The organism is Caballeronia sp. ATUFL_F2_KS9A (assembly GCF_023630765.1).
GTDB lineage: Bacteria > Pseudomonadota > Gammaproteobacteria > Burkholderiales > Burkholderiaceae > Caballeronia > Caballeronia zhejiangensis.
On sequence record NZ_JALQEK010000032.1, the window covers coordinates 39283 to 51413 of the forward strand.

A 12131-nucleotide genomic window follows, 5' to 3' on the forward strand; every position below is an offset into this window, starting at 1 on the left:
TGGCAGACGGATTCAGCAATGAAACTCGGGAAGAACATGTGCGGCGACTTCTTCGATGATATCGCGCGCAGCTCGTCGTTCCGATGTGATGTTGAGCGTCACATGATGCGTTCCGTTCTCGCGCATCTCGCGCAAGAGCGTAACGAGCGCGCGACGTCCCGTGCGATAGCCGAGCGATATGTCGACAGCGGGTTCGTTCGCATCTTCGCTGAGATCGAGCCGCATTGCGACGCCGAATGCACGAAAAGCGCCGGACGTCGCGCGATCGACCGCAGCACGCCACATGCTATATCGCCCGCGCTGAGCTTGCGGCTCGCGATGATAAGTCATCCAGCCAAGCGAATGACGCGCAATCCAGTCGACGCTCTGACCGCCCGAACCGACGGCGAGCATTGGAATGGAAGTGTTATGGCGAGGCAAAAGATAGAAGTCGGGCGCGCCTCCAGGTGCATGATCGGGGATCACGCGAGAGGGCACGGTGACGGCAGCGGCGAGCGTTTCCCAATGTTGCCTGTACAGATCGCGCCGTGTATCCGGATCGCGGCCGAACGCGGCGTATTCCGGTGGACGATCGCCTGAACCGACGCCCAGTATGAAGCGTTGCCGAGACAGGGCGTCGACGGAGATTGCGCCTTTGGCGACATGAAGGGGATGTCTGAGCGTCAGCACGATTGCGCCGCTGATGAGCGCAATGCGTTCCGTGTTCGATGCCAGCGCGCCGAGCAGCACCCAAGGGTCGAGATGTCCGACCGGATCGGGATACTCGATACTATTGAGCGGCACGTCGCGGACCCAGAGCGCACGAAAGCCGAGCCGGTCGGCCAGCCGCGCCAGCGATAGCTGTTCGCTGTAGTCGACGACGCTCTCGTTATCGCGCGTGATCGGCAGCGTGATGCCGATAGAGAGCTTGTCTTGCGCGAAAACCGAGTTCGCGATCGAAGACGACATTGGAGTGTTTTCGCTAGCGTTCATGACACGCGTTGCGTCGAGGAAAGGGTCCGACGCTGATGGTATCACTGCCTTGATAAACGATGCCCGGCGCGATAAAGCACCAGGCATCGTTGAAACGCGAGTCTTTAAGCAGCGGGCACTACGCTGCGCCGAGTGACGATCGATACGACATACGTGACGATGACATTCACGACGAGTGCAATCAGGCCGATATAGACCGGCCACGAAGCATCACCGAGATGGACGACATAAACCGGCTTGAGGCCTTGCGAGATCGCGAGACCGGTGCCCAGCACGATACCGAACAGCCAACCCAGAAATAGGCCGGGCGTGGTCAATCGGCGCGTATAGAGCGTGAACACGATGGCCGGGAATATCTGCAGAATCCATACGCCGCCGAGCAACTGCAGGTCGATCGCATACTGTGTCGGCAGGAACACGATGAATAGCAACGCGCCGAATTTCACGACGAGCGATACGAGCTTCGCCGTCGATGCTTCAGCCGTGGATGACATGTCAGGCGATACGAGTGGACGCCACAAGTTACGGGTGAACAGATTCGCTGCGCCGATCGACATTATCGCCGCCGGCACGAGTGCGCTGATCGCGATAGCCGCAGCCGCGAAGCCCACGAACCACGAGGGAAACAGCGTGCCGAACAACGCCGGCACGACATCCGATGCCGACTTCACATGCACGCCCGCCGCGATCGCCATATAGCCCAGCAGCGCGATCAAGCCCAGAAGCAGCGTATAGGCTGGCAGGAAGATGGCGTTCTTGCGCACCGTCATCGCGGATGAAGACGAGAGCACGGCCGTCATCGTATGCGGATACATGAATGCGGCGAGCGCGGAGCCGAGCGCGAGCGATGCATAGGCCGTGAATTGTCCCGGCTTGAGAATGATGCCCGTCGGGCCACCTTTCGCCTTGAAGTATTGATCGGCCGAATCGAATACATGCGCGTAACCGCCCAGCTTCAAAGGAATCAGCCATACCGCCGCGATCACGACGATATAGATCATGATGTCCTTCACGAAGGCGATCATCGCGGGGGCGCGCAGGCCGCTCGTATAGGTATAAAGCGCAAGAATCACGAATGCGATGATGAGCGGCAGTTCGCCCGTCACGCCGAGGCCCTTGATGACAACTTGCATGCCGACGAGCTGAAGCGCGATATAGGGCATCGTTGCGACGATGCCCGTGATCGCCACCGCAGCAGGAAACCATTTGCCGCCGTATTCGCCCTGCACGTAATCTGCGCCCGTGATGTGATTTTTCGCATGGGCGATCTTCCACAGCTTGGGCATCACTGCAAACACGAACGGATAGACGATGATCGTATAGGGCAGTGCAAAGAAGCCATACGCGCCGACCGAATACACAAGTGCCGGCACGGCAATCACGGTATAGGCCGTATAGAAATCGCCGCCGACGAGAAACCATGAAATCAATACGCCGAACTGGCGGCCGCCGAGGCCCCATTCGTGAAGCTGTGTGAGATCGCCTCGCTTCCAGCGCGCGGCGAAGAAGCCGACGACGGTCACGAGCACGAAGAACGCGATGAAGATGGTCATCGCGACCGGATCGACTGGCGTGAGATCGTTCATTTCAGGCCCCTGTGCACGATGTAAAGCAGGAGCGAAGTGAGCGGCACCCACAAGAACTGATACCAATAGAAAAACGGAAAGCCCGCGAAGGACGGCCGTGTGTCGTTATAGAACGGCAGCCAAAGCAGTGCGACGTAGGGTATCAAAAGCGCAACCCAAAGCCATGGGCCACGGGGCGCATCGTTATCGGATTCCAAAGCTATTCTCCTCGTGAATCGGCGCTGATAAGAACTTGCCGGCGCGCGGCCTCCGCGAATGTTCTGCCGATGCGAGTGAGCGCCGCGCCGCGAACGGCTGCGCATTATCCAACTAATTCGCTTTTATTGCCGGACGCCTAAGAGATGGAAAGGGCTTGTGCCAATCGATGCTTACGCAAGGCTTTCCGCGTCTGCCGAATTCGACGAATCGCCGATAGCTTTGGTCATTTCATGCCTTCAAAAAGCGCGATCTATGCTTACGAAGTTATGACGCGCGGAGAACTCGCTCGCATGCCGGCGAGCATCGCGCGCTTGCCGCCGAAGCCTGCAAGCTTGCGATATTCGAATCCGCTTTCGATGAGTGCGCGTTTGACAATGCCCGCGCTGGTGAACGTGGCGAAGGTTGCGTCGTCTTTTGCCATGCGCGCCAGCGAAGCGAATACGGCGGGCGTCCACATGTCCGGATTCTTGGCTGGCGCAAAGCCATCGAGATAGATGGCGTCCGCTGCAACGCCATGATCGGCCAGGCGTGGCAAGAAGTCGGCGGCGTCGCCATAGCCAAGCGTCAACCTGACCGCGCCGGCAACGAACGTTCGCCGATGCACGCCGCCTTCGAGCAGAGGCAATGCGCGAATGAGCGCGTCGGCCAGCGGCGCGATAGCGGCATCGTCGATGATCGCCGCGTGCGCCGCGCGTAGATCGTCTGCGCGGAATGGATGCTTTTCTATCGATACGTATTCGAGCGTCGGCGGCCGATGTGCATCGTCGAGCCACGCGGCCCACGTCGCAAGGAAATTGATGCCCATGCCGAAGCCGGTCTCGAGCACCGTGAAGCCATGCTTGCCGCGCCAGCGCGCGGGCAAGTCATTGCCATCGAGAAAGACATGGCGCGCCTGAGCCAGCGCGCCCGCCGCGCTGTGATATATGTCGTCGTGACGCGGCGAATACGGGGATCCGTCACGGAACACGAGCGATGCCGGAATCAGCGGCGCTTCCATCGTTCAGGCATCGGGCGACGATTGATCGAGCGTGATGCCCAGTTCGCCTGCCATTTGCTGAACCATTGCGCGCAATTGCGTGACTTCATGAGCAAGGCGCTTTTGCTCGGACTTCAACGCTTCGAATTCGGAAAGGGAATAAGATTCGCCGCCTTGAGTTTCGCGCGAAGGCATATCGCTCAAGCTTACTTCGCCGCAAAGCAGATGCATCCAGCGGCTTTCGCGCTCGCCCGGTGTGCGCGGCAGCTTCACAACACGCGGCGGATCATTCGCGGCGAGTTCATCCAGAAAGCTCTCGACCGATGATATATCCGCGAACGAATGCAGCCGCGCACTGTTCGCGCGCAACTCCGCCGCGGTTTGCGGGCCCCGCAGGAATAGCGTGGCAAGTAGGGCGACTGACTGACTCGGCACGCCGAGCACGCGGTTCACGTTATGTTCGAAGCGCGGCACACGGCTGCTGCTGCCTTCGATGACGAGACTCAGGCGTTTAAGGCCATCGATCGTCGTCAGCACTTCGTCCTCGCTTACGCTCATCACCGGGGCGCGTGCGGTCTTCTGATTGCATCCCGCGGTTAGGGAATTCAACGAAAGAGGATAGGTGTCAGGCACGGTATGCTGTTTCTCGACGAGCACGCCGAGCACGCGGGCTTCAAGCGGCGTGAGTTCGCGCAGTGCGGGACGGGGTGTGGCTTCAGAGGGCGTGTTCATAAGCGTGATTGACGTGCAGTAAGACGCCTATCATACCGGCGCCGCAGGAAGCTTCTGTCATTCACGCACCTCGATGCAGCATGAAGTTCATCCAGCGCACGTGCATTGTCCGGCAGCGATGCGCTGTTTTGGTGCAAAAGATCGCGACGGCGTATTCGTAGCGTGCTTTATATAAGGAGGCGAACCGCTTTAATCATTGGCATCGAAGTTGCTTTTTCTGCATCGGCACTGGGCTGCCCGCGCAATCGATGCTTCACACAGCAATGGTGTGACGGATAAGTGAGCATCGCGCTTCGAGGTCGCCTATCGACGTACCATGCGGTCGGGTACGTCGCGTCTTTCGGGCTCTTCAAGCGTTTGCGAGTGCAACCAGGAATACGAGCGAAGGGGAATCGACGCCCCGGCATGCACTTCATTTGGAAGACCGGCTATGACGCAAGCATTCTTCAACGAGATGTTCGAGCGCAGCGATCTGGAGGCGCGCGGGTTGCCGGCGGTGGCATTTCGCGGCGTGGGTGATCCACGCACGCATTACCGCGATTTCATGGCCTGGCTTTCCGCTCAAAGCGAGCAGCAGATCGATCTCAAACGCGCCGAAGCGGATCTCAACTTCAGGCGTGTCGGCATAACCTTCGCGGTCTACGGAACGAGCGATCTGCCCGGCATCATTCCGGAGCGCACGATTCCATTCGATGTCATTCCGCGCATCTTCCCCGCCGATGAATGGCGCGCGTTGGAGCGCGGCCTGCGGCAGCGCGTGAACGCGCTCAACCGCTTCATCCACGATATCTATCATCAGCAGGACATCATTCGCGCGGGCATCATTCCCGAGGCGCAGATACTCGGCAACGCTCAATATCGTCCCGAGATGCGTGGCGTCGATGTTGCGCGCGATATTTACGCGCACATCGCGGGCATCGATATCGTGCGAGCCGGGCAGGGTGAGTTTTATGTGCTCGAAGATAACTTGCGCGTGCCATCGGGCGTTTCGTACATGCTCGAAAACCGCAAGATGATGATGCGGCTATTTCCCGATCTATTCGCGCGCAATCGCGTGGCGCCGGTGGCGCACTATCCGGACTTGCTGCTCGATACCTTGCGCGCGGCCGCGCCCGCGGCAGTCGAAAATCCGACCATCGTCGTGATGACACCGGGGATGTATAACTCGGCTTATTTCGAGCACGCGTTTCTGGCGCAGCAGATGGGTGTCGAACTCGTCGAAGGGCAGGATCTCTTTGTCGAGAACGATTATCTGTATATGCGTACGACACAAGGGCCGCAGCGCGTCGACGTGATCTATCGCCGCATCGACGATGACTTTCTCGACCCGCTCGTGTTCCGGCCGGATTCCGCGCTCGGCGTGCCCGGTTTGATCGGTGCATACCGCGCGGGTAACGTCTCGTTATGCAACGCGGTGGGGACGGGCATCGCGGACGATAAATCGATCTATCCGTATGTGCCGGACATGGTGCGCTTTTATCTCGGCGAAGAGCCGATTCTCAACAATGTGCCGACGTGGATGTGCCGCAAGCCGGATGATCTGAAGTATGTGCTCGACCATCTTCCCGAACTCGTCGTAAAGGAGACGCATGGCGCGGGCGGTTACGGCATGCTGGTCGGCCCGGCTTCGACCGCGGCGCAGATTGCAGAGTTTCGTGCTGTGCTCGAAGCGCATCCGGAGAAGTACATCGCGCAGCCGACGCTCGCACTTTCCACCTGTCCGACATATGTGGAGACAGGAATCGCGCCGCGTCACATCGATCTGCGTCCGTTCGTGCTATCGGGCACTGAAGTGCGAATGGTGCCGGGAGGCCTGACGCGGGTTGCATTGCGGGAAGGTTCGCTCGTCGTGAATTCATCGCAAGGCGGTGGCACAAAAGATACGTGGGTACTCGAGCGCTGAGGTCAGTCATAAATAAAGCGCTGCGTCACCAAAGACAACGACAAACAACCGGGATCACCCATGCTGAGCCGTACCGCGGATCATCTCTTCTGGATGGCGCGCTATACCGAACGCGCCGAAAACACCGCCCGGATGCTCGATGCGAACTATCAGCTCTCGCTTTTGCCGCAGTCCGATGAGTATGCGGAACTGGGATGGCGCGCGATGTTGTCGATATCGGAATTGAGCGGAATTTATTCAGCCGCGCATCACGGCATGAAAAGCCGCGACGTGATCGACTTCATGGCGCGCGATCTGTCGAATCCTTCGTCCATCGTCAGTTGTTTACGTGCTGCACGCGAAAATGCGCGGGCCGTGCGCAGTTCGACCAACAGCGAGTTATGGGAATCGCTCAACACGACGTGGCTCGACTGTCAGCGCATGCTTGCCGACGGCATTCTCGAGCGCGAACCCTATACGTTCTTCGAATGGGTGAAGTTCCGCTCGCATCTTTCGCGCGGCGTGCAGCTCGGCACGCTCGTAAAGGACGATGCGTTCTATTTCATGCGTCTCGGCACTTTCATCGAACGGGCGGACAATACAGCGCGCATTCTCGACGTCAAGTTTGAAATGATGGAACAGCGCGCGGATACTTCCGCACAGCCGTTCGATTATCACCATTGGGTGGCGGTGCTCGGGTCGGTATCGGGTTTTGAGGTGTATCGCCGCGTTTATCGCGATGTCATTACGCCCGAACGCGTGGCGGGGCTGCTGATTCTTTATGGCGACTGGCCGCGTTCCCTTGCAGCGAGCATCGCAGAAGTGGAGCAGTTGATCGGCCACGTGACGAAAGGGCGGGATACGGAAGCGGCGAGGCTCGCCGCGCAATTGAGTTCGGAACTGAAGAACGGGCGCATCGTCGACATCCTGAAAGGCGGATTGCACGCTTATCTCGTGGATTTCCTCGCGCGCGTGAACGATCTCGCAGGCCGTGTGAGCCGCGACTTTCTGTTGCCGATCGCGCCGGAACCGCCGATGCAATCGCAAACGCAGTCGCAGTCGCAAAGCAAAGGCTGAGCGCGTGCGTTCAGCGCTTGGCCGCCGCCGCGACGACACGATGCACGAAGCGGAGCTTGTCGATGACAGGCGGCGCGAGCGTGAACGGATAGCCGTCGGGCATGCCGAGGCTGCGATTCAGGCTATTCAGGACATAAGTGAGTGGAAACCAGCGTTTCATGAGGTTATCAAACGTGGTTTCGTCGACGGGCGTCTGATCGGTAAGCGTCGGCTCGTGCGGACTATCGGGCACGAGCACGAGGCCGCACGATACGGCGGTATCGAGCGTGTCGACGATATGCAGATAATGCGCCCAGGTCTCCGCCCAGTCTTCCCACGGATGCATCGTGGCGTAGGCACTGATGAAGTTGTCTTCCCATTGAGCGGGCGGACCTTCCTGGTAATGGCGGTCGAGTGCGGCGGCGTAGTCGGCTTGTTCGTCGCCGAATGCAGTGCGAAACGGTGCGATGCGGGCGGTGTCCGCGATCAGGCGATCAAAGAAGTAATGCCCGGCTTCATGACGGAAATGACCGAGCAAGGTGCGATACGGCTCGTGAAGCGCAGAGCGCGTTTTCTCGCGATGAGCATCGTCAGCTTCAGCGATGTTGAGCGTGATGATGCCGTTGTTATGGCCCGTCATTACGCCATGGCCTTGCGCATCGGCTTCGAGAAACTGGAATTCGAGGCCGCGCTCGGGATCTTCCTGACGCGACTTCACGGGCAGGCCCAACTCGGAAAACGTGTACAGCAGGCGGCGCTTCGCGGCTTCGATGCGATACCAGTAGACGCGGTTTTCCGGATTCGAGAGGTTGGGAATGGTGCTCGTCAATTGGCACGAGCAGCACAGCGGGTCGGCCGGATCGACGTCGGGCGCAGGAACGACCCAGTTGCAGACATTTTCGACCACGTAGTTATGGCACGGCCGATAGAGGAGATCTTTGGCGAGCGGATGCAGGCTGCGCCAGCGACCGTCCCCGTTTTCTTCGAAGGCGCTGATCTGACTGATCTCGGGCACATAGCCGAGCCGCGCGCCGCAGTTTTCGCAATGCGTGTTCTCGAAGAACACGAGCTGGTTGCAGCGATTGCAGTGAAAGGTCTTCATCGTGTGGTCGGCGGAAGTGTTATTGCGCGAGGTTCAGTGTGCGCGCTATCGGCGAAGCAGTCGCAAACATCGTGCCGTAGTCAGAACGTTTTTTCCATGACAAGCAGAAAAACGCGTTGCAGCGCGGCTTGCGTGCGCGGCGTCAATTGAGCAAAGGAGTCCGGTGTGTCCATTCGTGTCGCGTTGAACCATGTCACGCACTATCGCTATGACCGGCTCGTCGGTCTTTCGCCGCAAGTCGTGCGCTTGCGGCCTGCGCCCCATTGCCGGACGCCGATCGTGTCGTATTCGATGCGTGTCGAGCCAGAGGATCATTTCATCAATTGGCAGCAGGACGCGTTCGCGAACTATCAGGCGCGACTGGTTTTCCCCGAGAAAACGCGCGAATTCAAGGTAACGGTCGATCTCGTTGCGGAAATGGCCGTCTATAACCCGTTCGACTTTTTTCTCGAACCGGCCGCCGAAAAGTTTCCATTCAGCTATGCGCCAGAATTGCTGCATGATCTCGCGCCTTACATGGTCAAGGGTGAGCCGACTCCGCGCTTTGCCGCATTTGTCGAAAGTATCGATCGCTCCCCGCGCGCGACGATCGATTTTCTCGTCGAATTGAATCAAAGGCTATCCCACGAGATTCGCTATCTGATCCGCATGGAGCCGGGCGTGCAGACGCCCGAGGAAACGCTTGAAAGCGCGGCGGGTTCGTGCCGGGATTCCGGCTGGCTGCTCGTGGAAACGCTGCGTCATCTCGGGCTGGCGGCGCGTTTCGTGTCGGGCTATCTGTTGCAGCTCGCACCGGATACCAAATCGCTCGATGGCCCGAGCGGCACCGAAGTGGACTTCACCGACCTGCACGCGTGGTGCGAAGTGTTCCTGCCTGGAGCGGGCTGGATAGGCTTCGATCCTACTTCCGGCCTGCTCGCCGGCGAAGGACATATTCCGGTCGCGTGCACGCCGGAGCCGGACAGTGCGGCACCGGTCTCTGGCGCGATTGACAAATGCGAAGTCGAATTCGTTCATGCGATGTCGATCGAGCGCGTGCTCGAAACGCCGCGCGTGACGAAGCCTTATAGCGAGGAAGACTGGAACGCGGTGCTGCGTATGGGCGAGCAGGTGGATGCGCGATTGAATGCATCCGATGTGCGTCTCACCATGGGTGGCGAGCCGACTTATGTTTCGGTTCGCGATCGCGATGAACCGGAATGGAACACCGATGCGCTGGGCCCGACGAAGCGCGCCTACGCCGTTTCGCTGATGGACAAGCTGCGCGCGCAGTACGGCGCAAGCGGCTTCCTGCACATCGGACAGGGCAAGTGGTATCCGGGCGAGCAATTGCCGCGCTGGGCGCTGTCGCTTTTCTGGCGCGCGGATGGCGAACCGTGCTGGCACGATCCGTCGCTTTTTGCGGACGAGCGGCAGCCCGCGTCTTACACATCGGATGACGCCGCGCGCTTCATTCGTCATCTCGCTGGCAAGTTGTCTTTGGATTCAAAATACATTCAACCCGCCTACGAGGATACGTGGTACTACCTGTGGCGCGAACGCCGCTTGCCGGTGAACGTCGATCCTTTCGACTCGCGTCTGGACGACGAACTCGAGCGCGCCCGGCTGCGGCGTGTGTTCGATGCAGGACTTCCGTCGATTACGGGCTACGCGCTGCCGATTTCGCGCGAAGACGCCCCCACGATGCAGCCGGGCCGCTGGACCAGCGGTCCGTGGTTCTTCCGCGACGAGCGCATGTACCTGATTCCGGGCGATTCGCCGATGGGCTACCGCTTGCCGCTCGACTCGCTGCCGTGGGTTTCGGAAGGCGATTATCCGTGGCAACACGCGCACGATCCGTTCGCGCCGTCGACGCCATTGCGCACCGCGACTGAATTACGCATGCAATATGCGGATTTGGATAGTGAATCGCGCATGCAAAATGCCGATGTGGTCGGAACGCGGCATGCAATGGCAACGGGTCCGTCGCGGGAGCGCGTCCCGCAACGCGGCGAGTCGGCTGGCTGGATCGCGCGGACCGCTGTGTGCGTGGAAGCGCGTGACCCCGCGCGCGCGGCCGGTCCGAAAGCGGAAGCCGACGCCCTCGAAAAGCTCGGCAACGGCAACAAGCTGATGCATGTCTTCATGCCGCCGCTCACCGAACTCGACGACTATCTCGATCTGCTTGCGGCCATCGAAGCCACGGCTTCCGATCTGAAGATTCCGGTCATTGTCGAAGGCTATCCGCCGCCGCGCGATGCGCGTCTCAAGATGCTCCAGGTGACGCCGGATCCGGGCGTGATCGAGGTGAACATTCATCCGGCTGCGAACTGGAACGATCTTGTCGAACACACGGAGTTCTTGTACAACGCGGCGCACGAGTCGTATTTAAGCCCCGAGAAATTCATGCTCGATGGCCGGCACACCGGCACCGGCGGCGGCAATCACTTCGTGCTTGGCGGTGCGACACCCGCCGACAGTCCATTCCTTCGTCGCCCCGATCTGCTTGCGAGCCTGATCGCGTACTGGCATAACCATCCATCGCTGTCGATGCTGTTTTCAGGGCTTTTTATCGGTCCGACGAGTCAGGCGCCGCGCGTCGACGAAGCACGCAACGATCAGGTCTATGAACTCGAGATCGCGTTCGCCGAACTGCAAAGACAACTCGACATGCTCGGCGGACGCGGCAATGCCACTGTGCCGCCGTGGCTTATCGACCGCATTTTGCGCAACATCCTGATCGACGTAACGGGCAACACGCACCGCGCGGAGTTTTGCATCGACAAGCTGTATTCGCCCGACGGGCCCACTGGCCGGCTCGGCCTGCTCGAACTGCGCGGCTTCGAAATGCCGCCGCACGCGCGCATGAGTCTCGTGCAACAACTGTTGTTGCGCGCGCTCGTTGCACGATTTTGGAACGCCCCCTATACCGCGCGACTCACGCGCTGGGGCACCGAACTGCATGACCGGTTCATGCTCGGCACTTTCGTGCAAATGGATTTCGACGACGTGCTCAGCGAGTTGCGCGAAGCGGGCTTCGCATTCGAGCGAAGCTGGTTCGCGCCGCATTTCGAGTTCCGCTTCCCACTCGTCGGCGCATACGATACGAACGGCATCGCGCTCACGATCCGCAATGCACTCGAACCGTGGCACGTCATGGGCGAAGAGGGCGCGATCGGCGGCACGGTGCGTTTCGTCGATTCATCCGTCGAACGTCTCGAAGTGCGCGTGCTCGGCCTGAATGGCAATCGGCATGTCGTAACTGTCAATGGCGAGACGCTGCCGCTGCAACCTACAGGGCGCGTAAGCGAATACGTGGCCGGCGTGCGCTTTCGCGCGTGGTCGCAAGCCGCATCCCTGCATCCGACCATCGACGTACATGCGCCGCTTACCTTCGATATCGTCGATACATGGACCGGACGCGCGATCGGGGGATGTCAGTACCACGTCGCGCATCCGGGCGGACGCAACTATCAAACCTTCCCGGTCAACGCCTATGAAGCCGAAAGCCGCAGGCGCGCACGCTTCTTCGCGACAGGACACACGCCCGGTGCGATGCATGTCGAAGCCCGCGAACGCAGCCTCGAATTCCCGTTCACGCTCGACCTGCGCTATCGTTGAAGTGCAATCATCATTCGAATAAAGAAC

9 protein-coding genes are annotated in these 12131 nt (G+C 59.8%); 3 read left to right on the plus strand and 6 right to left on the minus strand.

The features are described 5' to 3' along the window. Positions 1 to 12 precede the first annotated feature (12 nt). From NCS67_RS20975 to NCS67_RS20995, 5 genes are all read right to left on the minus strand, one after another. Positions 13 to 948 carry an LLM class oxidoreductase gene (locus tag NCS67_RS20975; RefSeq protein WP_175980634.1) on the minus strand — a complete coding sequence of 312 codons (936 nt, stop codon included), beginning with the start codon at positions 946 to 948 and terminating at the stop codon, positions 13 to 15. Between the two features lie 128 nt (positions 949 to 1076). Then, on the minus strand, positions 1077 to 2558 hold the full coding sequence (gene mctP / locus NCS67_RS20980; protein WP_250436404.1) for a monocarboxylate uptake permease MctP: 1482 nt from the start codon (positions 2556 to 2558) through the stop codon (positions 1077 to 1079). Then, positions 2555 to 2755 carry a DUF3311 domain-containing protein gene (locus NCS67_RS20985; RefSeq protein WP_309780095.1) on the minus strand — a complete coding sequence of 67 codons (201 nt, stop codon included), beginning with the start codon at positions 2753 to 2755 and terminating at the stop codon, positions 2555 to 2557. The genes mctP and NCS67_RS20985 overlap by 4 nt, the downstream gene beginning before the upstream one ends. A gap of 257 nt (positions 2756 to 3012) precedes the next feature. Beyond that, entirely contained in the window at positions 3013 to 3753 is a 741-nt protein-coding gene (mnmC2, locus tag NCS67_RS20990; RefSeq protein ID WP_250436407.1) for a tRNA (5-methylaminomethyl-2-thiouridine)(34)-methyltransferase MnmC2, read from the minus strand. A gap of 3 nt (positions 3754 to 3756) precedes the next feature. Beyond that, positions 3757 to 4464 carry a YceH family protein gene (locus NCS67_RS20995; RefSeq protein ID WP_033536182.1) on the minus strand — a complete coding sequence of 236 codons (708 nt, stop codon included), beginning with the start codon at positions 4462 to 4464 and terminating at the stop codon, positions 3757 to 3759. A gap of 430 nt (positions 4465 to 4894) precedes the next feature. On the opposite strand from NCS67_RS20995, the gene NCS67_RS21000 reads away from it, so the two are divergent. Together NCS67_RS21000 and NCS67_RS21005 are read left to right on the plus strand one after the other, a co-directional pair. Beyond that, positions 4895 to 6367 (plus strand): circularly permuted type 2 ATP-grasp protein, encoded by a 1473-nt coding sequence (locus NCS67_RS21000; protein WP_008347805.1) that lies wholly within the window; start codon positions 4895 to 4897, stop codon positions 6365 to 6367. A 60-nt stretch (positions 6368 to 6427) separates the two neighbouring features. After that, positions 6428 to 7423: an alpha-E domain-containing protein gene (locus NCS67_RS21005; RefSeq protein WP_250436408.1), complete on the plus strand. Its 996-nt coding sequence runs from the start codon at positions 6428 to 6430 to the stop codon at positions 7421 to 7423. Positions 7424 to 7433: 10 nt separating this feature from the next. Here the strand turns inward: NCS67_RS21005 and NCS67_RS21010 are convergent, their stop codons facing one another. Next, positions 7434 to 8504, minus strand: a complete 1071-nt coding sequence (locus NCS67_RS21010) for a zinc-binding metallopeptidase family protein (protein WP_250436409.1) — start codon at positions 8502 to 8504, stop codon at positions 7434 to 7436. 165 nt (positions 8505 to 8669) lie between these two features. Here NCS67_RS21010 and NCS67_RS21015 point away from each other — a divergent pair, with 165 nt between their 5' ends. Continuing rightward, positions 8670 to 12104, plus strand: a complete 3435-nt coding sequence (locus NCS67_RS21015) for a transglutaminase family protein (RefSeq protein ID WP_250436410.1) — start codon at positions 8670 to 8672, stop codon at positions 12102 to 12104. Positions 12105 to 12131: the final 27 nt, after the last annotated feature.

Excerpts from the sequence above, each read along its gene's own strand:
- NCS67_RS20995 (WP_033536182.1), bottom strand. The coding sequence starts at position 4,464 with ATGAACACGCCCTCTGAAGCCACACCCCGTCCCGCACTGCGCGAACTC.
- mctP (WP_250436404.1), bottom strand. The coding sequence starts at position 2,558 with ATGAACGATCTCACGCCAGTCGATCCGGTCGCGATGACCATCTTCATC.
- NCS67_RS21010 (WP_250436409.1), bottom strand. The coding sequence starts at position 8,504 with ATGAAGACCTTTCACTGCAATCGCTGCAACCAGCTCGTGTTCTTCGAG.
- NCS67_RS21000 (WP_008347805.1), top strand. The coding sequence starts at position 4,895 with ATGACGCAAGCATTCTTCAACGAGATGTTCGAGCGCAGCGATCTGGAG.
- mnmC2 (WP_250436407.1), bottom strand. The coding sequence starts at position 3,753 with ATGGAAGCGCCGCTGATTCCGGCATCGCTCGTGTTCCGTGACGGATCC.
- NCS67_RS20975 (WP_175980634.1), bottom strand. The coding sequence starts at position 948 with ATGTCGTCTTCGATCGCGAACTCGGTTTTCGCGCAAGACAAGCTCTCT.
- NCS67_RS21005 (WP_250436408.1), top strand. The coding sequence starts at position 6,428 with ATGCTGAGCCGTACCGCGGATCATCTCTTCTGGATGGCGCGCTATACC.